20 protein-coding genes are annotated in these 25,054 nt (G+C 51.1%); 11 read left to right on the forward strand and 9 right to left on the reverse strand.

Annotation, left to right across the window (positions count from 1 at the left end):
• The 8 genes from Q7F16_RS13570 (at nucleotide 1) to Q7F16_RS13605 (ending at nucleotide 10,603) form a co-directional block, all read left to right on the forward strand.
• On the forward strand, nucleotides 1–1,344 hold the full coding sequence (locus Q7F16_RS13570; protein ID WP_409556277.1) for a DUF1329 domain-containing protein: 1,344 nt from the start codon (nucleotides 1–3) through the stop codon (nucleotides 1,342–1,344).
• A 46-nt stretch (nucleotides 1,345–1,390) separates the two neighbouring features.
• A complete protein-coding gene (locus Q7F16_RS13575) occupies nucleotides 1,391–1,996 on the forward strand; it encodes a gluconate 2-dehydrogenase subunit 3 family protein (RefSeq protein ID WP_409556278.1) in 606 nt (201 codons plus the stop codon).
• A gap of 55 nt (nucleotides 1,997–2,051) precedes the next feature.
• A complete protein-coding gene (locus Q7F16_RS13580; protein ID WP_409556279.1) occupies nucleotides 2,052–3,737 on the forward strand; it encodes a GMC oxidoreductase in 1,686 nt (561 codons plus the stop codon).
• A gap of 20 nt (nucleotides 3,738–3,757) precedes the next feature.
• Nucleotides 3,758–4,624 carry a ThuA domain-containing protein gene (locus Q7F16_RS13585; RefSeq protein ID WP_409556280.1) on the forward strand — a complete coding sequence of 289 codons (867 nt, stop codon included), beginning with the start codon at nucleotides 3,758–3,760 and terminating at the stop codon, nucleotides 4,622–4,624.
• A gap of 30 nt (nucleotides 4,625–4,654) precedes the next feature.
• On the forward strand, nucleotides 4,655–5,440 hold the full coding sequence (locus Q7F16_RS13590) for a crotonase/enoyl-CoA hydratase family protein (RefSeq protein ID WP_409556281.1): 786 nt from the start codon (nucleotides 4,655–4,657) through the stop codon (nucleotides 5,438–5,440).
• 451 nt (nucleotides 5,441–5,891) lie between these two features.
• On the forward strand, nucleotides 5,892–7,535 hold the full coding sequence (locus Q7F16_RS13595; RefSeq protein ID WP_409556282.1) for an AMP-binding protein: 1,644 nt from the start codon (nucleotides 5,892–5,894) through the stop codon (nucleotides 7,533–7,535).
• Nucleotides 7,536–7,827: 292 nt separating this feature from the next.
• Entirely contained in the window at nucleotides 7,828–9,174 is a 1,347-nt protein-coding gene (locus Q7F16_RS13600) for an MFS transporter (RefSeq protein WP_409556283.1), read from the forward strand.
• Nucleotides 9,175–9,340: 166 nt separating this feature from the next.
• A complete protein-coding gene (locus Q7F16_RS13605) occupies nucleotides 9,341–10,603 on the forward strand; it encodes an OprD family porin (protein WP_409556284.1) in 1,263 nt (420 codons plus the stop codon).
• Nucleotides 10,604–11,100: 497 nt separating this feature from the next.
• On the opposite strand, the gene Q7F16_RS13610 is transcribed toward Q7F16_RS13605, so the two are convergent.
• Complete coding sequence (locus Q7F16_RS13610; RefSeq protein WP_409556285.1) at nucleotides 11,101–12,558, reverse strand: APC family permease; 1,458 nt, start codon at nucleotides 12,556–12,558, stop codon at nucleotides 11,101–11,103.
• A 228-nt stretch (nucleotides 12,559–12,786) separates the two neighbouring features.
• The gene (locus Q7F16_RS13615; protein WP_409556286.1) at nucleotides 12,787–13,425 is read right to left on the reverse strand and encodes a helix-turn-helix transcriptional regulator; all 639 of its coding nucleotides are present in this window, start codon (nucleotides 13,423–13,425) and stop codon (nucleotides 12,787–12,789) included.
• A gap of 319 nt (nucleotides 13,426–13,744) precedes the next feature.
• Here Q7F16_RS13615 and Q7F16_RS13620 point away from each other — a divergent pair, with 319 nt between their 5' ends.
• Together Q7F16_RS13620 and Q7F16_RS13625 are read left to right on the forward strand one after the other, a co-directional pair.
• Nucleotides 13,745–14,647 carry a phytanoyl-CoA dioxygenase family protein gene (locus Q7F16_RS13620; protein WP_409556287.1) on the forward strand — a complete coding sequence of 301 codons (903 nt, stop codon included), beginning with the start codon at nucleotides 13,745–13,747 and terminating at the stop codon, nucleotides 14,645–14,647.
• Between the two features lie 436 nt (nucleotides 14,648–15,083).
• Nucleotides 15,084–16,241, forward strand: coding sequence for an MFS transporter (locus Q7F16_RS13625; protein ID WP_409556288.1), 1,158 nt, complete (start codon nucleotides 15,084–15,086; stop codon nucleotides 16,239–16,241).
• 532 nt (nucleotides 16,242–16,773) lie between these two features.
• Here the strand turns inward: Q7F16_RS13625 and Q7F16_RS13630 are convergent.
• From Q7F16_RS13630 to Q7F16_RS13660, 7 genes are all read right to left on the reverse strand, one after another.
• The gene (locus Q7F16_RS13630) at nucleotides 16,774–17,442 is read right to left on the reverse strand and encodes a TetR/AcrR family transcriptional regulator (protein ID WP_409556289.1); all 669 of its coding nucleotides are present in this window, start codon (nucleotides 17,440–17,442) and stop codon (nucleotides 16,774–16,776) included.
• A 128-nt stretch (nucleotides 17,443–17,570) separates the two neighbouring features.
• Entirely contained in the window at nucleotides 17,571–19,037 is a 1,467-nt protein-coding gene (locus Q7F16_RS13635) for an APC family permease (RefSeq protein ID WP_409556290.1), read from the reverse strand.
• Between the two features lie 238 nt (nucleotides 19,038–19,275).
• Nucleotides 19,276–20,454: a cytochrome P450 gene (locus tag Q7F16_RS13640; protein WP_409556291.1), complete on the reverse strand. Its 1,179-nt coding sequence runs from the start codon at nucleotides 20,452–20,454 to the stop codon at nucleotides 19,276–19,278.
• Nucleotides 20,454–20,915 (reverse strand): flavodoxin domain-containing protein, encoded by a 462-nt coding sequence (locus Q7F16_RS13645; RefSeq protein ID WP_409556292.1) that lies wholly within the window; start codon nucleotides 20,913–20,915, stop codon nucleotides 20,454–20,456. Before Q7F16_RS13645 ends, Q7F16_RS13640 begins: the two co-directional genes overlap by 1 nt.
• A 53-nt stretch (nucleotides 20,916–20,968) precedes the next feature.
• A complete protein-coding gene (locus tag Q7F16_RS13650) occupies nucleotides 20,969–22,237 on the reverse strand; it encodes an FAD-dependent oxidoreductase (protein WP_409556293.1) in 1,269 nt (422 codons plus the stop codon).
• Nucleotides 22,238–22,952: 715 nt separating this feature from the next.
• A complete protein-coding gene (locus Q7F16_RS13655) occupies nucleotides 22,953–23,417 on the reverse strand; it encodes a 6,7-dimethyl-8-ribityllumazine synthase (RefSeq protein ID WP_409556294.1) in 465 nt (154 codons plus the stop codon).
• A 135-nt stretch (nucleotides 23,418–23,552) separates the two neighbouring features.
• Entirely contained in the window at nucleotides 23,553–24,074 is a 522-nt protein-coding gene (locus Q7F16_RS13660; RefSeq protein WP_409556295.1) for a flavin reductase family protein, read from the reverse strand.
• Between the two features lie 494 nt (nucleotides 24,075–24,568).
• On the opposite strand from Q7F16_RS13660, the gene Q7F16_RS13665 reads away from it, so the two are divergent.
• Nucleotides 24,569–25,039, forward strand: coding sequence for a 6,7-dimethyl-8-ribityllumazine synthase (locus Q7F16_RS13665; protein WP_409556296.1), 471 nt, complete (start codon nucleotides 24,569–24,571; stop codon nucleotides 25,037–25,039).
• Nucleotides 25,040–25,054: the final 15 nt, after the last annotated feature.

Consider the following 25,054-nt stretch of genomic DNA (forward strand, 5'->3'; position numbering starts at 1 on the left):
ATGAATGCATTCTATAAGACTCAAATTGTTGCTGCGCTCGTGTTGGTGTCCTGTAGCCATGCGCTCGCGGCCTCTGATGTAGATCGTCTTGGCAAGGATCTCACGCCTGTTGGTGCACTAAAGGCCGGCAATGCCGATGGTTCGATTCCCGCCTGGACTGGCGGCCTAACAATGACCAAGGATGCCTTTGATTCGGCGAAGGGCTATAAAAACCCATACGAAGCAGAGAAGCCGCTGCTGACTATCACCGCTGCCAACGCAGAGAGCTACAAAGACAAAATCAGTGAGGGACAGTTGGCCATGCTGCGCCGACACCCTGATACCTGGAAGATGAACGTCTATCCAACTCACAGGTCGGCGTCCTTCCCGCAATTCGTATACGACGCAGTTAAGGTGAATGCCGAGCACACTAAGCTGACAGAGGATGGCAATGGTGTATCGGAAGTGAAGGTGGCCACGCCGTTCCCGGTACCGAAGTCTGGCTTAGAAGTGCTATGGAACCATTTGCTGCGTTACCGTGGAAATGCAGTACAGCGAACCAATGCAGGTGCCAATATTCAGGCTGGGGGTAGCTATACCCTAAACAAAAACCGGGATATCTACCTCTACAACCGCGACTTTCGTAACGACGGCTCAACTGAAGGGAATATGCTCTTCTACTACCTTCAGGAGACGTTGGCCCCACCGCGCGATGCCGGTGTAGTACGACTGATCCAAGACACCGTCAACCAGACGGTCGCTCCGCGTCAGTCCTGGGTGTACACACCGGGTCAACGTCGCGTTCGGCGATCCCCCACTGTCGGCTATGACACTCCTACCGCAGGCGGCTTGATGACGGTGGACGACGTAGACATGTTCAATGGTGCCCCGGATCGCTTCAATTGGGAGATCCTGGATAAGAAAGAGATGTATGTCCCGTACAACAACTACCGTTTTGCCTCTCGCACCAATACATACAAAGACATCATTCAGACCGCCCACGTTAATCCGGATCTCACTCGTTATGAGCTGCACCGAGTGTGGCATGTGCGAGCCAAGTTGAAGCCAGGAATGCGCCACGTTTACTCCCAGCGCGACTTCTACTTCGATGAAGACTCCTACCAGATACTGGTGGCTGAAAGCCGTGATAGCCGAGGTGAATTGTGGCGTCTCGCCGAGACCTACATCATCAACTACTACGACCATCAAATCGTGTGGACTGCAGGCGAAGCCCAATACGACCTCATCTCTGGACGCTATACGATCAACGCTCTTGCTCAGGAAGAAACGCCAGTCAACTTCGACGTGAAGCCCGATCTGCAAGATTTTACCCCCGCACGTCTGAGGCAGGCCGGAGTGCGTTAACGCAATCCGTTGCTACTCAATTTCAACCAGTTCCGGGGGATTGAACATGCTTCGTCGGCAGTTACTGACAAACACATGCGTTTTACTAGGAGGGATTACCGCCAGCGGGTTGGTAAATGCGTTGACGGGAGGTGATAAGCCACTCCTCACTTTCCCGCTCACGTCGCACCAGGCCCAGCTTTGCCTGGTGTTATCAGACCTCGTCATTCCCCGCACCGACACTCCCGGTGCAGTGGATGCGGGCGTTCCCAATTTCATCGAGAGCCTGGTGTCCGATTGGTACACCCATCGAGAGCGAACGATCTTCCTTGATGGGCTCTCTGAGCTCGATAAGTACTGTCTGAAAGAGTTTGGTAGCGACTTCCTGAGCTCCACGTCGGCGCAACAGGCGGTCAGCCTGCAAGACGCCGAAACCATCGCGCAGGCATACGCGAAGGCGCATCCGAAACCGGTTACCCCCGCCACTTTGATGGGTAAGGGGGATATCGATCAAGAGGCACCCTTCTTTACCAAGCTTAAGGAGTTAGTAGTGGTTGGCTACTACACCTCCGAAACTGCTTCCAGCACGGAAATGCAGTACTTGCCTGTTCCAGGCAGATACGACGGTGAGGCAACCCTGCAAGCGAGTGGCGGGCGCCAGTACATCTGGTGATTCCCCAGCCGCAGCGCGTAATGCGCTGCGCTCGGCAGCTATTTAATGGTGAGTTATGCAGACTGATTTTGATGCAATTGTCATAGGCTCAGGGATCACTGGCGGCTGGGCCGCAAAGGAACTCTGCGAGAAAGGTTTAAAAGTTCTTGTGCTGGAGCGCGGGAGGGAAATCAAGCATGACATCGACTACAAGGGCATGTTTCAACCGCCATGGAAGATCCCTTTCGGCGGCAAGCCCCTACGTGACCTTTACGACTCTGAATATCCTGTCCAAAGTAAAATTTACGCTTTTGACGAAACCACCCGCCACTTCTTCAATAACGACAAAGCTAATCCTTACGCGTTTAACCCAGAGAAGCCGTTTGTATGGATTCGTGGCGGTGTGCTAGGTGGCAAGTCGTTGGTATGGGGGAGGCATGTCTATCGTTATAGCGATCTGGATTTTGGAGCCAACAAGAAAGATGGGCATGGCTGCGATTGGCCCATTCGCTATGCCGATATCAAGGACTGGTACAGCTACGTAGAAAAATTCATCGGTGTGAGCGGGCAGAAGGAAGGTTTGCCGCAGCTTCCGGATGGGGAGTTCCAACCCCCGATGGAAATGAACCATGTCGAGAAGGTTTTCGCAAACAAGGTTAGGGAAACCTTCGACGATTCGCGCTGTGTGACCATGGGGCGAATGGCCATTCAGACCCAACCACAAAACAATCGAGGTGCTTGTACCTATTGCTACAAATGTGAGCGTGGCTGCACCTTCAAGGCATATTTTAATAGCATTGTCTCGACGTTGCCGGCGGCCAAGGCCACCGGCAACCTGACGCTACGTTGCGATAGCGTAGTCGAGAGTATCGACTACGATCCCACAACCAATCGTGCTTCAGCTGTACGAGTGATTGATGCCAATACTCGTCAAAAGCTGAGGTTCACATCAAAGATGGTATTCCTCTGCGGCTCGACTATCGGCAGTACGCAGATCCTGCTCAACTCCAAGAGTGAGTCTTTCCCCAATGGCCTGGGTAACACCAGCGGGGTATTGGGACGTTACTTGATGGATCACACCTACGGTAATGGCGCACTCGGGGTGATGCCTGGCTATTTGGACAAGTACCCCTACGGCTATCGTCCCAACCAGATCTACATCCCGCGCTTCAAAAATCTCAGGGAAAACGATCAGCCCTATCTACGTGGCTATGGTTACCAGGCAGCGGCTCAACGTCTGGGCTGGAACTCCAAGTTCTCGATGGTTCCGGGGATCGGAGCGAAGTTTAAGGAGGCCATGAAAGGACCGGGCCCTTGGATTATGTATGTAGCGGGATTTGGTGAGGTTCTTCCGAACCATGAAAACCACATGTTCCTGCATCCGACGAAAAAAGATTCGTACGGCATTCCATTGGCGTGCTTCGACTACGTCTATAGAGAAAACGAGAAGGCGATGATTACGGATATCGTTTCCGAGGCCCACCAGATGCTGGCAGCGGCGGGGGCGGTGATGATCCAGGATTTCTCCGGCACGCCTCCTGGCGCAAGCGTCCATGAAATGGGGACGGCACGTATGGGGCACAACCGCGAGGACTCGTTCCTCAATCGATGGAATCAGAGTCACGAGGTGCCAAACCTGTTCGTGACGGACGGTTCCTGCATGACCTCTGCCTCATGCGTGAATCCTTCGCTCACTTTGATGGCGCTCACCGTCAGGGCCGTGGATCACGCCGTCACCGAATATCAGTCAGGTCGCATCTAACCAGGAAGCTCGGTGTACATATGAAAATTATTCGTCGCTTGTCGCTCATCCTGCTTCTGTTCGTGATATGCCTTGGCGCCTTTGTCTATTTCTTCCTGCGTTCGCAGGGGATGTTTCGCGAGCCGGAATATGATCAAGATCGTCCTTCTGATGTGAAGGTCAAGATGCCAGCAGTCCTGGTGTTCGACAAAACCAATGGCTTCATTCACAAGGATGCGATACCTGCTGCAAATGAGATGCTCAGCCAGTTGGCGAAGAAGAATGGCTGGTCTCTCTACCACACCGATAATGCGGCTGTGCACAATGCGGACGACCTGAGCAAATTTCAGACAGTGATCTGGAACAACGTATCCGGGGACGTACTGACCGAGCCGCAACGTCAAGCTTTAAAAACCTACCTGAGCAATGGTGGGGGGTTTGTAGCATTGCATGCCTCAGGTGGAGATCCCAAGTACGCTTGGGATTGGTATGTAAAGGATCTCATTAAGGCTCAGTTTAAAGGGCATCCGCTGTTCCCGCAGAAGCAATCTGGCACTCTGGTTGTCGACTCTCCTGACGACCCGATAGTTGCCCACCTGCCACCCAGATGGGTGATGGATGATGAGTGGTATTCGTTCGACACAAGTCCACGTCCAAGGGTGGAGGTGCTGCTAAGCATCGACGAAACAAGCTATTCGCCGAAGATGGCTGGTACCGATATCAGTATGGGTATCGACCATCCGATGATTTGGAAGCACTGTCTCGGAAACGGGCGAGCGTTTTATTCTGCGTTGGGGCACTACGCTGAAACATATCGAGACGTGAATTACTCACGTTTGGTAGAGCAGGCGATCATTTGGGCAAGCGGCGAAAATGGCGCACCTTGCAAAGCATCAGTTGCAAATTAACGAACACTTAGACAATGGGTTGGGTTTTTGATGGTCGATAAAGTCAAAGTTGAAAAGCGGGGCCGTGTTTTGTGCATCGGGTTCAATCGCCCTGAAAAAATGAACGCGATGGACATCGATCTCTATATCGAGCTAGCTGTGGCTTACGGCGTCCTGGATACAGACCCAACACTGCGCTGCGGCGTGCTGTATGGCGAAGGGAAAAACTTTACCGCTGGCCTGGAGCTGGAGCTGTGGGCCGGTCAGTTCGCTAAGGGGTGCTTCCCCGAGCTTCCAGCAGGCGCCTGTGATCCTTTCGGCCTGAATCAGTCACGCCGGGTAAGCAAGCCGATTGTCGTGGCAGCCCACGGAATCTGCTACACACTTGCGCTGGAGTTGATGCTAGCTGCTGATATTAGGGTCGCTGCTGACAATTGTCGCTTCGGCCAGATCGAAGTGCAGAGAGGTCTCTATGCCGTAGGCGGCGCAACGGTTCGATTTGTCCAGAACATCGGCTGGGGGAACACGATGCGTTACCTACTGACCGGCGACGAGTTTGACGCAAATGAAGCCTATCGTATGGGTTTGGTGCAGGCTGTATGCCCTGCTGGCCAGCAATTCGAAGAGGCAATGCAAATTGCAGAACGAATAGCCCGGCAGGCTCCCCTGGGCGTCGCAGCGACCCTCGGAAGTGCACGGTTGTCCATCAGTCATGGCGAGCAAATAGCGATAGATCGGTTAATACCAGATCTACTGCCGATCTTGGGGAGCGATGATTTCAAAGAGGGAGTCAACTCGTTCTTGGAGCGTAGGAACGCGAGTTTCACTGGAACCTAAGACACAGCCAACCACCTACACCAGAGAAATGCCCAATAGTTTAAATGTCAGATTTTTGGCAAAGGCTTTATAGGCTCAGAAAATGCGAGCATGACTATTAAAAAGCGTAACCGTAACTGCCTGAACCGTACACCTGATCGGCGCCATAGCATTTGGGGTAGTTATTTTTTCCCAAAATATCTGAATCAGAATAAAACAGCGTAAACGATTGTTTAGTTAGCTCCCTAGCAATCCCGAAGCCTAGCTTAATGCCAGAATTACGTCGGGATGCGCAATATTATCCTAATGGTGCGGCTGAGCATAAGTCTAATCCAGCTGTGCTGATTAGATAGGCATCAAATTTTTTGGCCAAACCAGTCAAACACATTGAGCGGCCAGACCATAGCTGGACTCATAAACTAGAGATATTCTCGTGTTTCAACGACTTTAACAACAACTATAGGATGTCGGGATGCGCGATTATCACACCGCCGCAAGCGAGTTCAACTACTTGCAAACCGCCGTGCGAGAACTGCACGGTAGTCTGGACGGCCTTAACGCCTGCGTGGAGTGCTGTGACCGGCATGCCGACGGCCAAGATGTGGCCTTGTACTATGAAGCACACGATGGCCGGGCCTCGCAGCATACCTTTCGCGAACTACAGGATCAGGCTGCCCGATTTGGCAATTTCCTCCGTGAGCAAGGCGTGCAACCGGGTGACCGGGTCGCCGGGCTTTTGCCGCGAACATTCGAGCTACTGATCACGATCTTGGGAGCCTGGCGGGTAGGAGCGGTGTACCAACCGCTGTTCACCGCGTTCGGTCCTAAGGCGATCGAGCAGCGGCTGGGTTGCTCTGGTGCGCGCTGGATTGTTACCGATGCGCACAACCGGCCCAAACTGAACGAAGTCACCAACTGCCCCATTGTGATCACAGTGGAAGCCGCTCAACAGGACCTCGGCGATTATGATTTTTGGAGTACCCTCCAACGCCAGAGCAACGACTGCGAGCCGCTGCTTCAGGACGGCCAAGCCCCATTTCTTCTCATGTGCACTTCCGGCACCACCGGGCCAGCCAAGCCTCTAGAGGTTCCATTGCGGGCCCTTTTGGCTTTCAAAGGATACATGCATGATGCAGTAGAGTTGCGGGCGGACGATCGCTTTTGGAACCTAGCTGATCCCGGCTGGGCCTATGGCCTCTATTACTCGGTCACCGGGCCACTGGCTTTAGGTCACGCGACGTTGTTCTACGATGGCCCATTTTCGGTCGATAGCACCTGTTGGGTAATCAACAAATATGCAATCACTAACCTCGCCGGTTCGCCGACGGCCTTCAGGTTACTTATCTCCACGGGCATGGAATTCGCCGATAGCATCCAAGGTCGATTACGCGTGGTGAGTAGCGCCGGAGAGCCTCTCAATCCCCAAGTCATCCGCTGGTTCGCCGAGCACTTAGGCGTGGTCATCCACGACCACTATGGCCAGACCGAACTGGGCATGGTACTTAGCAACCATCACGGCCTGAGCCACCCTGTACATGAGGGCGCTGCTGGCTACGCTATTCCTGGCCACCGAATGGTAGTGCTTGATGAGCAGCACCAGGAATTACCGGCTGGCCAGCCCGGTGCGTTGGCAGTCGATCGCGAACGCTCGCCCTTGTACTGGTTCGGTGGTTACTTCGGCATGCCAACCAAGGCCTTCGTGGGTCGGTATTACCTGAGCGGGGATACCGCGGAACTCAACGACGATGGGAGCATTAGCTTTGTCGGCCGTAACGACGACGTGATCACCACCTCCGGCTATCGAGTGGGGCCGTTTGACGTTGAAAGCGCGCTGGCGGAGCATCCTGCCGTGATTGAGGCCGCCGTGATAGGCAAGCCCAACCCGCAGCGGACAGAGGTGATTAAGGCTTTCGTAGTACTGAACAAGCAATATCTACCTGGCCCGAAACTGGCCGAAACATTGCGGCAACACGTCCGCCAGCGCCTCGCGGCTCATGCCTATCCACGCGAAATCGAGTTCGTCAATGAATTGCCGAAAACACCGAGCGGCAAGCTGCAACGGTTCATCCTGCGTAACCAGGAGATTGCCAAGCAGCAGGCTAGGGCTAGGACTTAAGAGTGAGTGGCGCGCGAAAGTTTCAAACTCACACTTCGACAGGCGTGATAATTAATAATTTATGTATTAGAGGGTCTTAAAGCGCTCTTTAGCTGATTGTGGCATAGGATATTTTAATACGCTGTGCCCATAGACAGTAGCTTACTAATTTCGAGCAGAGCTGTGAAAACAAAGCTAGCTTTTCTTACAGCAGACTGCCGGCTCGGAGGCTCTTCTCTCGAAGTGGCCTGATATCACATACCCAAATCGATGTGCACTTCACAAACAACAACAATACTGAAGGATACATAATATGCAGACAGTTAACGTGTACGCGCTCGCCAGCGATTCAAAATTCAATCGATTTCACCGGCTTATACTATTCTGGTGCGTACTAATTCTTGTGATCGATGGTTATGACCTCGCCATCGTCGGTGCGGCTCTTCCCGCCATCATGCAAGACATGAAAATTGACGCAACCAGTGCGGGGATCATGGCGGGTTCCGCCCTGTTCGGCACGATGCTGGGTGCCATTTTCCTTGGAACACTTGCCGACCGTATCGGCCGTCCGAAAATGGTCGCCATCTGCGTAGCATTGTTCAGCCTTTTCACAGCCGCGGCGGGCTTCACCAACGACCCTGTCAGCTTCAGTATCATGCGCTTCATCGCCGGTTTGGGTATCGGTGGCGTGTTGCCTGTGTGCACCGCTCAGATGAGTGAATTCGCCCCTTTGAAACTCCGAACTCGCCTCGTCACGCTGGTTTTTGCTGGCTATTCAGTAGGCGGCATATTAGTTGCCGTCACATCCAAGCAATTGATCGAGAGCCATGGCTGGCAGTGGATTTTTTATGTCGCCGCACTACCTGTTCTGCTGATCCCGTTCATCCTGAAAACCATGCCTGATTCCATCGGTTACATGCTGAAGGAAGGTCGTCAGGATGAGCTGCGCAAGGTTGCGCTGCGTATTGAGCCGACATTGAATCTCACCAGCCAAACTGAGATGACCGGCAACCTAGCTGCTCTGGGCAAGTTGGATGCTCCAGTACGTAATCTTTTCAAGGATGGACGTAGCTTCAGCACGGTGATGATTTGGACAGCGTTCATAACCGGCCTGTTTATGGTTTATGCGCTCAACTCCTGGCTAACCAAACTCATGGCCATGGCTGGCTTTAGCCTCGGCTCAGCACTTAATTTCGTTATCGTATTCAACCTCGGTGCGATCGCCGGAGCACTAGGTGGTGGGTGGCTGAGCGATAAGCTCAACATTAAATACGTTTTGGTCAGTTTCTACATTGTCGGAGCCATTGCTCTGGCCGTCATGGGCTATACACGCTCCGTTTCTTTGCTATACGCAGTAGTCTTCGTAGTTGGGGCATCCACACTGGGCACACAGCTGTTGGCCTATGCCTACGCAGGTGACTTCTACCCCTCCACGATACGCTCAGCGGGTGTCGGGTTTGCATCAGGTGTGGGACGCATTGGCGCGATCCTTGCGCCAGTGCTGATCGGCTGGCTTGTGTCTATGAACCTACCACTTGAGCACAACTTCATGGCAATCAGCCTGGCGGGCTTGATAGGTGCCGTGGCGGTGGTATTGATTAACCAGTCTTGTGCGGATTCCACTCAAGCAAAGAAATCTTCGGCGTTCTCGGCTGAGTAAAGCTGGGATTACTTCACTCGATTGTATTTGAAGAGCAATTGCTACTTTTGCCTCGCCTTGACCCCGGTGAACCGGGGCCTGGGTGGAGAAGATACGATCGCCCCGCTTCCTGCAGCGACAAGTTGAACGCACATAACAAAAAAACAAAAATACAATGGTGTCCGTCATGCTGAAAAGAGCAACAAGACTAGCAACAGCCTTAGCGATTGTACTCCCAGCTCCGTTCGCTTCAGCCGACTTCTTGAAGGATGCAAAAGGAAGTTTGGAGCTACGCAACTTTTATTATAATCGAGACTTTCGTAACAACGGCGCTATCCAATCGAAGCGAGACGAATGGGGGCAAGGATTCATTCTCAATTTACAGTCCGGTTTCACTGAAGGGAAAGTTGGCTTCGGTGTAGACGCGCAAGGTCTGCTGGGCATCAAGTTGGATTCTAGTCCAGATCGCACCGGTTCCGGAATTCTCGCGTACGACTCCGAGCGCAATGTAGAGGATGAATATAGCAAAATAATGCTGACAGCCAAGGCTCGCATGGGGAAAAGCGAACTGCGGGTGGGCGGAATCAGTCCTCTCATGCCATTGCTATGGAGCAACAACAGTCGCCTCTTACCACAGGTCTTCAGGGGGGGATCACTAGTCTCCAGCGACCTTGATCCCTTGACGATTTCGGCCTACCGTATCAACGCAGTAAGGCAACGCAACTCGACTGACTTTGAATCGCTTACCGCGTTCGGCTATAGAGCGGTTGAGGCCGATCACTTCAACTATCTCGCACTTGACTACAAGATTCTGCCAACCCTCGCATTGAGCTACCATATTTCGGACTTAGAAGATCTTTATCGCACCAACTTCTTCGGATTGAAATTTAATCAGCCATTGTCAACGGGTGTACTTATCACCGATATTCGCTATTTTGATGCAAAAGAAACCGGTGATAAGGGAATCGGAGAGGTCGATAACCGCACCCTCAGCAGCTACTTCGCTTATAACCTAGATGGTCATACGATCGGCGGGGGGTATCAAAAAGCATGGGGAGACACCTCCTTCGCCATGGTCAATGGAGCAGATACCTATCTCTTCGCCGAATCTTTGGTCAGTACGTTCACCGCTCCTCAAGAACAAGTTTGGTTCGCACGTTATGACTACAACTTCGTTGCTTTGGGCATTCCTGGACTGACACTGGGAGTGAAATATGCAAAAGGTGAGGATGTCGATCCTACCTTGCTTACAACTCGTCAAGCAGCAGGGCTGCGCGCAGAGGGTGCGGACGGAAAGGAATGGGAACGCATGACAGACCTCACATATGTTCTTCAGAGCGGCCCTATTAAAGGTCTCTCGGTACAGTGGCGCAATTCAACAAACCGCTCCACCTACGCCGACAGTGCTAATGAAAACCGGTTTATCGTGCGTTATACATTTAACTTCTAAAACTTACATCCACTAATGCCTGCTCCACGTTTGCCAGAGCTGATCGGAAGAGAGGCCTGGCATTTTTTCGTGAGATCCATCTAGAAAGTGAGTAGGGCACTCCCATGTCGAATGGGATCATGGTCACTATGCCGTAGGCGGCGCAATGATTCGATTTGTCCAGACATCGGCTGGGGGAGCACGATGGGTTACCTGCTGGCAGAGTGCCGATCCTTGCGAGCGGCGATTTCAACGAGGGAGTCAATTTTTTCTTGGAGCGTAGGGTTGCGAATTTCACTGCCCTCTGAAAATCCTAACTTCAGAGTGTGGGGCGTTTAGTGTAAGCGATCGTGAGTCGCGTTTCTCGCCTGCAGCTAAGAAAGCTAATTTGAATGGTAATGTTGTGTCAGAGTTCTGAGTCCGGGAGGTAAGTTCCTCTTTTGCAGGCACACCTCGATAGCGTCGCGTGGGCGCGCTATCGAGGTATGGCAACGATGTTGTATTTTCCCCAGCGCTGGCTAGCTCTCGGTTGCCGCTATGGCCGCAGACTGTGGCTTGAACAATGCTGAAAAGTAGCCAAAAGCGAACATGCCGACAATAATTAGTTGCAGCCATATACCTGAACCCGGCTCGCCTCCAGTTAGGTAGTGAAAGTTAACCGTGGTCAGAAGTGTAAAGCTCAGAATTCCGGCGACGGCTAGCAAAGGGCAAACAGTGGTTCTGAAGCTGAATTCTTTGCGGCGAAGGAAAAAATATAGAACCGCGATGCTGGTCAGCGACATCAGGATTAGCATGGCATACGTGCCAACTCCGCCGACCTGGGCGTAGAGGAGGCTTGGATCTGACTTGATGAAAGCCAGGGTTGCCAGCGCCCAGCCAAAGGTACAACTGAGGCTGGCGACATAAGGTGACATGTGTTTAGGGTGGATTTTACCGAATTTATGCGAGATCGCTCCGTTACGGCTCAGCGAGTAAATGTATCTAGCCAGTGCATTATGCGCCGAGAGCAGGCACGCGATAGCGGAAATGATTAGAATTCCCCGGGTTACGTCTACGCTGGTTTTACCCATGTAGGTCGCCATAGCGTTCATAAACAGGTTAGCCGTGTCCTTGTTGGCTGCTTCCATAACATTGTCTACGCCATATGCCATTATGATCATCCATGCACTGAATGCGTAGAAACAACCGATGAAAAGGACAGCTGCATAGGTTACGAGTGGAATGGTTTTTTTCGGATTTTTTACTTCGTCACGATAAACCGCGGTAGATTCAAAACCGATGAAAATAATGATCGAATACAGAAAGGCAACTGTGAAATTTCCGTCGAAGAAGTGGCTAGCCGAGAGTGGTTCTACAGAAAAATTCTCGCCACTGTTCGAAATCGGTACGATTAAATTGAAAATCAGTACGACGGCAATCTCTGCGAACATAGTAAGAGTCAATACCTTTGCCGAAAGGTCAATGCGCAGATAGGACAAAAAACCCGTTATCATAAATGCAAGCATGCTGCCTACGTACCAGGGAACACCTCTGATGCCGAAGACTTCGGATAGAAAACTGGAAAACACGGGCCCTATCAACGCAACGGTACAGAACCCCAGTGTGAAATAAGCAAAGACCGCAACAAATGCCGTACCGTGGCCTATTTTGATGCCACAAGCCTCGGCCACATAGGCGTAGAACGCGCCAGGCTTAGCCACATGCCCTGACATGGCAACGAAACCAATACTGAAGCTCAGCATCAATATGGTTGCTGCCAAAATCAATAGCGGCGCGCCAATCCCTCCTCCTTGAATAACGAATGGAATCAAGCTGCTAACTGAAGTTACGGGAGCTGCGAATGCCAGAACGGAGCAGAGTAATTCCCATCCGGACATTTTTCCTTTGAGAGCTTGTGTGCCCGGGGCATAAGTGAGCTCAGGTGGAGTTATATAGATCGCACGCGAGGGCTTAAATGCCCCGTCTAAGTCTTTCATTGACATCACCCTAGTTATAGACGTTGAGCGGCAGTGTCGGCATGCGAGAGATAATTCGCTAAATAATAATATTTGTATAAGCGCTCCACCATGCCGTCCTACGACTATCCATGATCTATCGGTGATGCACATCAACCTAAGGTATGAGGCAGTGCGAAACTAGATCTGTAGCGTCCTGTACTTAAAGGGGGGGGGCGGTGGCGCACACACGACCTCCTCAACCCTTAGCTAGCGTACACCCATTAACAATGAAATTACCTTGCCTCTGCTATCGACCTCGAGCTTCTCAAAAATGTGCAGGACGTGGGTTTTAGTGGTCGGCAGCTCCATGCCGAGCCGCGCCGCGATAGATTTGTTAGATTCTCCCGACACTATGAGCTCCACCACCGCCCGTTCTTTAGGAGTTAGTTTGTAGCGAGCCTCAAGCTCCGCGTTCATGTTAATAAGTCTGACCGAGGGTAGAATGGAGAATGCATATTGCAGGTATTTGTGCACTTCCTTTAAGTCGCAAGCCCCCATTTTCTTCTCTCTACTGCTTTCTTGGTGCAGCAATGCGGCAGAAGCCACAGGAATTCCGCCTGCACAGAAAAGCAGATCCATTTCTTCTCGAATTTTATATTTACGGAGAAAGGGATAATACTGTTCTAGCAAATTTTCGTCGTGCTTCTCTCGGGCATTCGATAGGGTCTCAAAGTGTGTTGCTGTTTCGATCAACAGGTCAGCACGAAGCGGATCTGCGTGATAGTAGCGGTCATAATATTCAGTGATCATTTCCTCATCTGCGCCCAATTGAAAGTGAGGTGGTTTGCTTCGGTTATCGTGATACCACGTGAACACAACGGCCGAGCAGCCAGTGGTTTTTTTCAAGAATTTTACCGTGTTTTGCGCGTACTCTCGGCATCGTGTACTAAGCTCGGCGTTATGCATTTGGGGTACCTCGTATTGCATTGCACGAAATTAAAGCGCTAGGGGGTGTATCTGCCATCTGATGGTGCAGTGCATGCCCCAATGAAGCGATTCTTACAGCGCTATAACGCTACTCAGCATGATACGTGCCGTCTTTGTAGCCGATGATGTGGTGCGAGCTCATCCTTAAGATGGATGTGCATTTTGTTGTGTTGCGATAGCTTGATTGAAAGTCTTCTATCTGACTTTATAAATTCCTAAGTTTTAATCTGGAGGATATATGTCTCTTATTCACCTGCCTTCCAATTGCTCGATTGATGAAGTGATTGCCTGCTTGGATGCTGAAGGGTACTGTATTATCGATAACGCTGTGAGTGAGGCGGTTATAGATGCAGTCAACGATCAAATTCAACCATACTTGGATCGCACTCCTGAAGGTGAGAACAATGCCGTAGGTACGCTTACTCGTCGTTGCGGTGCGGTACCTGCCCGCTCTTCTGCATCTCACGCTATGGTTATGCACCCAACCGTGCTAGGAGCGACTAGAAAGTTCTTGGGTAGAAATTCATCTGCGGTGCAGCTTAACCTTACCCAAGTCATATGCATTGATCCGGGTCAGAAAGCTCAGTTTCTTCATCGTGATGAAGGTGCCTGGGATTGGTATGATCATTTTCCTGTGAACTTCCATATTGAAGTAAGTACCATCTGGGCTATGGACGATTTCACCGAGGAAAATGGCGCAACGCGCGTTATCCCCGGGAGTCATAAGCATAACTTGCTTCCTCTGACTTTCGCTCAGGCCGACACTTTCGCAGCTGAGATGAAAAAGGGCTCAGTGCTCGTTTATACCGGCAAGACCATTCATGGCGGCGGTGAGAACAAGTCACAAACTAGCCGCCGTGCTCTGAATATTGATTACTGTGTGGGTTGGGTCAGGCAGGAAGAAAATCAGTACCTGTCAATTCCCTTGGAGGTGGCGAAAAACTTCACGCCGGAACTCCAGCGTCTTATCGGCTATGAAATGGGTGGGGCAAGTGTCGGCTATGTCCGGGAGTACGAGGATCCTCGTGTGGCGCTCTACCCTGAGCAGCCGTTTGATCAAAAATTTTTCATGGAGTTACTGGAGAAAAGCTCCCATTTCTCCAACATTGGACGTAGTGTTTACAACTATGTGAAAAGGTAGTTTAGTGTCGGTATTAACTAGCTAGGCCCGGACACATAGGGCCTGGACGGCTGAATTTTGAGGGACGCTGCCTCACGCTGTTTGTGCGCCTATGGCTGAAATACTGACACAGTCAAAAGATTAGTCTTCGGCAAAGCGGTGAGCGTCCCATTATGAATGCACTGAGCTTGGGGCTACAGGTTCCGAGATTACCTAACGGTCCGGGCAGCCCACTCGCCAAATTTCCGCAGTTATACTGCCCTCATTGCCAGCTATGGCGGTGTAACATACAATGTGTCCGAACGATTGTTCGTTACTATAATGGCGATCAGTAGTCGTTCGAATAATCCCATTTGAATCCCCTCATGCTGGCAAGGCGCAATGTAATGATGCCCTTTCTGGACTTTATCGTAATGGCCGCAATTCAATGTTGAGGCCGCTAGGGCTGTGACGTGATATGTTAAAGGCGATTGTTAGCAAGAGGGTTTTAGTTGAATTAGCTTTGATGGCTGGCGTCTTTTCCCTCTGCACTGGTGAGTTTGCCATGATGGGACTTCTCTCAAGCTTCTCAGCGGCTTTCTCCATACCTGAAACTCAAGCAGCCAATCTTATTAGTGCCTATGCCGTCGGTGTGGTGATCGGCGCTCCCATCATGGTGTTTGTCGGGGTGTATCTGAGCAAGCGGAACCTCATAGTGTTCCTATTGGGCGTATACACAGTCGCAAATGCAATCAGTTTTTTCTCTACGAACTATGAACTGCTTCTATTTTCCCGTGTGATGGCGGGCTTTCCGCATGCTGCGTACTTTGGAGTGGCTGCCGTGTTGGCTGCCTCGAACGCACCGTTCAATAAAAGGGGCAAGGCAGTAAGCCGAGTTTTAATGGGCGTCACCGCAGCAATTCTACTGGGCGCGCCAGGTGCTACCTACATTGGTCAAGAGCTGGGCTGGCGGTGGATTTTTGCCGGGATTAGCTTTGTCAGTTTAATTGGTCTTTTCTTATTACATCGGTATGCGCCAGATATGAGCAAGGAACCGCCTCTTAATGTAAAGCACGAACTGGCTTCTTTTGCTAATTCGCAAGTGTGGTTGACGCTAGGTATTGCAGCAATTGGGTTTTCGGGAATGTTTGGAGTGTACAGCTATCTAGCACCTATCATATTGAATGTTACACGGCTTGAAGATTATTGGATTGCACCAATGCTGGTTTTTTTTGGTGTGGGCACGTTGGTAGGGAATTACGCCGGTGGTTGGCTATACGACCGCTTCAAGTTCGCTTCTGTTAAGATAATTTTATCTTTCAGTCTCATAACTTTATTGCTATTCCCGCTGCTTGCTGGCTCAAAGGTGGGTGTGGCTGTTGCGACTATGGCACTCGGAAGTATGATAGGGCTATGTCCGGCGCTGCAAATGCGGCTTATGGATGTCTCCAAACATGGCCAACAATTAATCGCAGCAAGCAACCATGCTGCGCTGAATGCTGCTAACGCACTTGGGCCTTGGCTAGGTGGTATGGCTATTACTGCCGGATTTGGCTGGACCTCCCCGGCGATAATCGGAGCTGCTATGGCGTTATGCGCAAGCTTTTTATACTGGACTGCCAAGCGCCTGAGTTGACAGTTTGCTTGGCGCTCTAGCGGCTCTATCAGCCCCTTCACATGGGGGGCTGATAGGGTATGGGGTTATCGGTGCTTTTCAAGCAGTAGCTGATGCGCGCAGGCGCCCTCGACGAACGAGTCATGTAATGACTTGTGGCCCTTGCCCGCGTGGAGTTGTCGCGCGCTAAATTGTAGAGGCTTTGATTCTGATCATTGCGTTTAGGCTCTGTATTAAATCAGCTGTAACTCATTTGGCCCCAGCGAGCGTCGAGACTCAGTAAAGTCCAAGTTCATCAAGGGTAGGGGCCCACGATGGCCAACGGTATGAACTTCCCGGGGCAGTCTGGGATTTGGTTGGAAAACGCTTCAGTGAGCCTGGCTGATTGACCATGCCAAGTACCGGGAATGCAATATAATAGAGCTATATTTGGCTGGCTGAAAGAAAACCGCCACATCGTTACACGCTTCGACAAACTCGAAAAAAATTATGCGCGGATGGTTTAACTGGATTGTGCCATGCGGTGTTTTAAACAGTATTTTTCGTACAAAACCTAGACTTTGTGAAATACGGTTTTGGGTGTTGCTAGGATGTGCTTTGTCAGAACGAGCGCATAGTCAATGGCCTGATTGAGGTGAGCTTCTGAACCATCCCAGTGCCACCAGCTTCCAATGCCGTCCAGCGTCTTTCGAATTACTAGCGCGTCCTGAGTACAGTTAGAGTTTCCTAAGTCGCGTGCGACAGCACAGTACATCTGATCGCAAAACTCTTCCCAATCATTAACTTCTCGCCGTAGTTCCGGATCCAGTAAACTATTTACTTTGTCAGTAGCAATCAGTATGTCCCAAAGATCGTTCTCAGGTTGAGACAACTGTTGCGTGACATGAAATGCAACTAGGGACGCCCAGTACTCCTCAGCGCATGTGCAACCATGCAGTGCCTGGCGTAGACTTTTTGAGAAGTTATTGTAGTGTCGATGAAGTGCCGCGGATACTATTTCATCCCGGCCTCCTGGAAAGTGAGAATATATTGTAGGAGGTTTGACGCCAGCTGCTGATGCGAGTGTGCGCATCGACACATTAGCGATACCTTCACTCGTCGCAACTCGCAAGAAAGAGTCCAGAATGATCTGCTTACTTTTAGTTAGGCTGCCCCAATCGAATGTGCCGATGTATTTGTCAAGCATAGAAATCATGCTATTAACATTGTCAAGCTTGGTCATGGTGGGTGCTACCTGTTTCAGCGATGGGCCGAATGGTACACAAGGGGAGTATATGATTCCACCAAAACCTGCTCGACTAGCCCTGAGTTAACCAGGAGAGTCTGAGGCGACTCCCTGGTAAACCTAAGTCAGTGATGAGTGCGCCCAAGTCGCTCATACGTGTCTGGACGTGCAAGTTTATAATAGAGCGCCAACGCAATGCCTAAGATCATAATTGCCCCCAGGCTGTATAGCATCCATGTACGTTGTCCGGGTTCACCGCCGACCAACAGTTCAAAGTTTCTCTCAACGAGGTAAACAAGGCCCGTAAAAAAGATAGTTGAAATGGTCGGGGCTACCAGAGACTTTAATACGCTGGCGTTTTGGCTCCAGCCTCTCTTGAAGTACCAGGAGAGAGCAGATAAGTTGACAAGCGTGAGTAGGATTATTATACCGGCGGTGCCGACGCCCGACAGTTGGCCGTACAGCAGATCAGGTTTAACCTGCAATACAATAAAAGGTAGCATTACGGATAATACTAGTAGAGACACGGCTAGCGAAGCGATGTAAGGTGAAGAGTGATTGGCATGTACTTTGCGAAGCACGGAAGGAAGCGCACCGTCTGTGCCCAAGTTGTAGAGATATCGGGAGAGTACGTTATGTATGGACAGAATGCACGCAAACGAGGAGGTCAATATCAATGCTGAAATAAAAACATGAAATTTTCCGCTTACGTATTTGCCGAATGCGTCATTAAACATATTGGCTGGGGAGTTAGTTGCTATATCTTGGATGCTAGTCCCATAAGCTATGATCATTGCATATGCGCAGAATGTGTAAACTACGCCAATAAAAATAATTGCGCCGTAGGTGGCCATTGGAATTGTTTTGTCTGGCATTCGCACTTCGTCTCTGAACAGCGCAGTCGCCTCAAACCCCATGAAAAACGAAACTACGAACAGCATGGCAAACGGAAGGTTCACCGAATCCTTTGTCAGTTCTGAGGGCGACAAGGGGGCGACCGCCGTCACCGAGCTATCGCCACCGTTGAACATTACTCCCAAAGCGAAAATAATGCATATTATGATTTCCGCGACCATGACCCAAGTTAGAATCTTGGCGGAAAGCTCTATATGGAGATAGCCCATGATGGCGACGGCAAACCAGCAGAGTAGAGCGTAGACATACCAAGGATATGAGGTTCCGGAAATCTCTTTATGTAGATCTGCCCCGGATACACCGAAATATGCGGCCACGCCGGTTAGAATCAGAAAGTATGATACAGCGGCCATCAGCCCTGAGCCAAGGCCTGCAGGCTTTCCAAGTCCATAGCTTATGAAAGAATAAAAATCTCCCGGGCGTTTGACTTCAGCGTTGAGTGTCACATATCCAATCCCGAAGATTAGAATCATTGCTGTAACGAAAATGAACGCGAGCGGACTGCCCACCCCCCCAAACATGAGTGCGACAGGAATGTATCCTGATACCGTGGTCAATGGTGCTGAAAAAGCTAGAACTGTGAGAGCTAAGCTGAATGCCCCCATCTGACCGGCGAGCTTTTTGTGTTTGGAAGGTGCATCGATTTGCAAAGCCTTTGCCTGCGCTGTTGTCGTCATTGCTATCTCCTAGTCTATCTATTGATTCGATTCTGTTTGGCGGGCAGAGATATACAATTAAAAATATTTTTATAATAAGTTTTGGTAAATTTCGCTATACAGGTATTTCGTAATTTTGTTCAGTTTGGCGAAGGTGGTCCTAACCTCATTAAGGAAAAACGCCTTCCGAAAAACCATAGTTTCTTTCTTATTTAGGTTGTATCAGTCGCGAATTCAGAGGTTAGGGGGAGGGGCACTCTTATTTGAAGATCAGTGGCAGCGTAATGTAGTTACGGATTCGGTCGTCGTTCATCGTGACTGGTTCTTCGGCCAATTCGATCCGTTTGAATCGTTGGGCGATTACGTCCAGAGAAGCTTGGACCTCGGCGCGGCTGATCACCTGCCCAGCGCAAGCGTGTACGCCCACACCGAACGAGACGTGCTGGCTCGCTTCTTGAGGTCGGGTATGATCGAATTGGTTAGGGCGTTTGAAGACAGTCTCGTCTCTGTTTACGGCTGCGGTCATGAAGCGTATGCAGGAGCCCGCCGGAATCGTGACGCCCCGGATCTCGATGTCCTCTGTCGGATAACGAGTGAACGACTGCTCCGGTGGGTTCAGACGTATGAATTCGTTGATCATGGCCTGGCGAACCTCCGGATTGTCCCGGTAAAGTTCAAATAAGTGCGGCTCGCGAGCAAAGTGTTCAAGAATTGACGCAAGCAGGTACGCCGGGTTCGGTGCGCCCGAGAAGTAAAAAAGTACCAGCGTCTGGAGGACCTCGTTATATGTCATGTCGCCACTGGCCTCGAGAGTCAGCATGGCATCAAGCAAACCATTACCTGGATTTGCGCGCTTTTCGTTGATCATTGCCTCGCATTTAGCAAATAACCATTCAAAGCCGTCCCGAGCGCGGTCTTTGTCGGCCTGAGTTGCTGCTGGGGTTTGCATGCCAACGATTTTCAAAGAGTTCAGCGTCGCTAGCTCGATTTCATCTTCGATGACACCGAGTACACGGCACATAGTTGTATGAGTAGGGACGACACAAATATGGTGGTGCGCTTCAATATAGCCATCGGGCTCTATCTGATTTAGAGCCTCTTCGGTCACGCTGATAGTGTGTTTGACCCACTCTGCAACAAGTTTGGGTGTGAACCATTTGTTGGTGTGTCGCCGAATAGTCGTGTGCTTCGGAGGATCATAAAACAAGATCGTATCCAAAAAAACATGCCAGTTATGAGGTTTCACCCAGTCAGGTTCAACCATGCTCATAGCTGGGTGTTTTACGTACTTTATGTAGTCTTCATACCGCGAAATGATGTAAGTGTGCTCGTTTTCTTGGTACAGCGGGTAATCTCGCTGCAGTCGGGCGTACCAAGGATAGGGGTTTCGCCGAAAGTCGGGATGCGACCACGGTAAAATGTCATGTGTGATATTCATTATTTATGCCCATTTACACTGTTGGATGTAATTGTGTCAATCCATGTGGTTGCTGCTAGAGTCAGCGACTTACCCATGGCGGCATCGTGTGTACCGGTTTCACCCAATTGGGTGGCGCCTAGCTCTATCAACTTTCGCGACACAATGTTGATCGCATTATTGAAGTTGTTATAAGTGCTGTCACCGAGGCCAAATGCCGAAAACGTTATGCCACTTAAATTTGGAGAGTTTGAGTCAAGTTCGGCATAGAACGGTGCCGTAGTCTCCGGTAACTCACCTTCGCCATAGGTAGATGTTACAACTACAAGGTGCGAAATTTTTGTAAGCTCTGTCAAGCTCAAGTTATCTAGCGATTTAACATCGGTCTTAATCCCGCGAGCGTCAAGATTCGCTGCTATATCATCCGCAGCCATTTCTGCGTTCCCGCTCTCAGTGCCGTAGGCAACGAGTACATCAAGCATGGTCTCACCTTTCCTATTAGTTAATTTGTCGAGTCAGGATATTTGCTTTTGTGTTAACTCATGTCGTGCTGGCCGTGTGCGATTTTGAGCATCATCAAAAGATCCGGCACCTTTTGTCGGCAACGCGAAGAATTGGCTGAAGCTTGCTCGTAATGATCAATGCGCTTCCATCCTTCATAAGTTACGTGGTTAACGGGTAGATCGCGGACTACAGATGCAAGACCGCGTTTCACTGCTTTGATTTTTCCGCTTTCAAAGTCTTCGATGATCTGATTTGTTACCGTTTTTGCGTCTTTACGATTTTCCGCTACGGTGCCGTTGGCACCTCTGCGGAGCCACCCAACTCTATAAATCGAGTCACCCTCAAAATTCTCTTGGGGGATTATTTGATTAGATTCAGCGCTGTTAGTAAAACCAATCGCCGTAATGATTGAGTCGAAAATTCGTGATGATTCTGAATCGGTGCTTTTACTGTTACTGATTAGTTCTGTTCCGAAGCCCTCTACGTAAGAAATTGATTGAGGCACTTCGTTGAAAATAAATTTCAGGCTGACCTGTGCTTCGGTCTCAGCTTTGTCTGCGGATTGCGCCTTTCTCAGCATTTGGGCGATGGTACCGACGTCAGTCTCTCGTAGCCCCTTCACGCTGACCTTCACGTTAGGTAGAGCAACCAATTCGGCCATCATTGAGTCGTCGCACTTCGCTTCGTCTGCACTTGAGCGACTGATGAGCGTGATGTCGCTGACGCTCGCGGTATCTATTTTTATTCGAGTCTCATCAGAAATGTCTGATCCCGCCAATGCATCATCGGTTTTCGCGATCATCCGTAACGCGTCGATGGCTACGTTCCCACTGCCAATCACTGCGATATGTTTTCCTAAGCGCCTGATTTCGCCATTCGCGTCCACTGGCAGGTTCGCTTCAGGATGTCCGTTAAGCGCTTTTAAAAGCGCGCCGGCACCAATTACTTGAGCTGCAGGAGCCAAGGGTATGCTCAAGGTGGCGTCATAATTGAGCCCAGTTGCCAACACCACTACATCGTAAGACTCAGTTAGCTTTACGAAGGAGATATCCCTACCGACAGCTACGTTGCCCCGAAACTCGATGGTTTCTTTTTCTAATAGACGCTCGAATTGTTGTGTAACAGCTTTGCTACCCTGGTGATCTGCTGCCACCCCGTAGCGGACAAGCCCATACGGAACCGGAAGTGCTTCGAAAATTGTGATCTGCGACTCGGGCCACTTCTTGTTAAGGAACTGGGTGACGTAGCAGCCAGAGGGGCCGCTTCCCACGATTGCTATGGTTGGAAATTTGGTAGGCATAAGCATTCTCGTTCGGGCTGCAGGGTGCGGTTGTACCGAGGCTCAGCAATTGGTTTTGGGGTTCCGTACGAACGGTCGTTCGGTTTTTTCAATTAAGCAATGTGTATGCCAACTGATGGAGAGCCTTTTTATTGGGGCTGCGCGATAGAATGTCTGGATTAGTGCACCGTAAGAAAGCGAAGCGCTGCGATGCGCTCTTATAAGGTGCCTATCTCAATTACGGAAATTTAAGCGTTCGCACTCCTCCTCTTGGGGGGGGGGCAAGAGCTGCTCTTTGAGTGTGGAAATCGTTGAAAGGCATCGGTCTGCTGTGGGCCAGTTGCCGACCTGGAGGCTTCGTTTAGTTTTGCCCAGCATCGACCCTGGCTCGAGCGTTTACTTGGTTGATGACGCTGCGAGAGCGGGGATTGGCTGAAAGGCGAGAACCCCTAGCTGTCCTTTACCTGCGAACCCGGCCCGCCATGCGATCGCCGGGGCGATTGGCGGGATGTTACGAATCGTTGGAGTGAGGCGTTGATGTTGAAAGGATTGATGCCCGAGGTGTGGGATGAGGCGCTGGGGCATTTTCTGCTCAGGCCCACGTCACTGCAGAGGAATACATAAGGCCGGGTGAGCTGTGTCCGGAGCAATGTGATGGCTACGGCAACGGTCTTTGCTGCAGAGCGGCGACCCTGTATCGGGTCGGATCGCTCGCTCGGCAGTTTGCTGCGTTTGATCAGCCTGCCGATTGCAGCTTTCGTTGCGGCTTACCCAACACTGTGGCCCGGGTCATGCCTATTTTGATTGCTGCGTTGGCGGCTTCGCGGCCTTTTTCCAGGAAATGCGCACTGAAGATCGCGCGATGGTGATCCGTCTCCTGGAAGTGATGCGGGGTCAGCGACACGGAAAGAATCGGCACGCGGGTATCCAGGCCAACGCGCATCAAACCATCAATGACTGTCTGCGCGACGTAGTCGTGTCGATAGATACCGCCATCCACCACAAGCGCCGCTGCGACCACCGCCGCGTACCGGCCGGTCAATGCAAGCTCTTGAGCCATCAGTGGCAGTTCGAAAGCGCCAGGCACCTCGAACACATCGATTTGATCCGGACAGATGTTTTCGTAGAACCCCTCCAACGCCCGGTTCACGATATCGCTGTGCCAGCCCGCTTTGATGAATGCGTATCGATTGGCGACCATGTTGTTACCTCATCTTCTTTTTCTGGTTTCCTCAGCGCGTAATGGCCAAGGTCAAATCATGTTGTCAGGCGCTGTTCTCAGGTCGTGATGCCTTATCGAATCAGTCACTTGTTGGTTCACAGTGTGAAGCGGTTATCAGGCGATCTCTGCACAGGTGCGGTAACGGCGTTGGTGCCAGACCAGGCATTCCGATGGAGCCTCTGGCGTTACCACGATATCGGCGATGGAGCCGATGAGAATGGTGTGGGAGAAACCATCGATGGAACGCTCCAGCCTGCAGTCGAACGCGATTAGCGCGCTGCCCAGCAGGGGCGCGCCGGTGACGCGTTGTATCCATTCGGAACTGGCGAAGCGATCTACGCCGCGCTGTGTGAACAGTGTGGCGAAGTCGGCTTGATCAGGTTTGAGTACGTTAACGCCGAACGTGCCCCGTGACAGGAGGTCATCATGGGCACTGGCGTTTTTATTCACGCACACGATCAGCGACGGTGGCTCAGCCGAGAGACTGCACAGCGCCGAGACGGTAAGACCCATTCGGTTTTCCCCTTCACCTGTCGTTACCAGCGAAACCGGGCCTGGCAGAATCGACATGGCATGCAGGAACAGGGTTTTATCGACCCCTGAGTTGGAATGGCTAACACTTTGTATCTCTGACATTTTTCTATCTCCACAGGCTTGGCGGGGTTGTGCATTTGTTCGCGCCGAAGCGCTGTCTAGCTGTCATGAAAATCACATGATCAAAACTGGCGGCGCGTTCTTGTATGGTCGCCAGCGGTCCAGGGTTCGGGATTCATCTCTGTCCCTCTCGACCCAGGAGCTCATCGTTACCAGAGGGGCGGGTTGCCTCTGATCTCAGGTTCTCTCACAAACGAATAGTCAAACTGTCCCAACTTGAGCCAACGAGAGTTGTAGCGAGTTGAGTGTGGATAGGAGCCGGGCGTGGGACCATGCCTTACCGCTGTCGGCGCGATCTGTAAGTGGCTCAAGATGGGACAGTTTTTTGCTGTCGTGATCGCCGAGACTTGGCCGAGCACGTTATTACGCTGCCATGTTCCTGGAGGTTTGCCCGGGGATGACGGGCCTTTGGGCGCAGAGGCATCTGGCAGCGTTGCAAGTGCGTCCACACAAAAAACAAGACGGAATCAAACGCCATGAAGAATGCTGTCTATGCATTTATCAAAGCGGGCGCACGCGAGGAATTCGTTCAGCAGGCCTTCGATGGGTTTCGCGAGAAAGTTCCCATAGAGCGGATTGAGTCATTTGTCGTGTCCGACCTGTTCGCAGTTCCCAATGTGGCGATGGACCTGGCCAGAACGGGAGATTACAAGGTGGTTGTTGCCGCAGGTTACGTCGAGGAAGACCCGGCGTGGCAACAGAGCCATTTTCTTTCTCAGTCCGTGGCCAACGGCTTGATGCGGGTAGGGCTGGATACCGGCGTGCTGGTGTTATCGATACTCGCGTGTCCCAAGGCTGCTCCCGAGAATGCGCAACAGCATCAGGTCATGCTCGAACATTTCCATGCTAAGGGGCGGCAAGCGGCTGATGCAGTGCTGCAAATCAGCAAGCTGAAGGCTTCTCTACCTGCTCTCAGACAGTTTCTTGAACGGTTGTGGCCTGTCTAGAAAAGTCTTTGAGGT

This window comes from Pseudomonas sp. Lb2C2 (assembly GCF_052112205.1).
Lineage (GTDB): Bacteria > Pseudomonadota > Gammaproteobacteria > Pseudomonadales > Pseudomonadaceae > Aquipseudomonas > Aquipseudomonas kilonensis.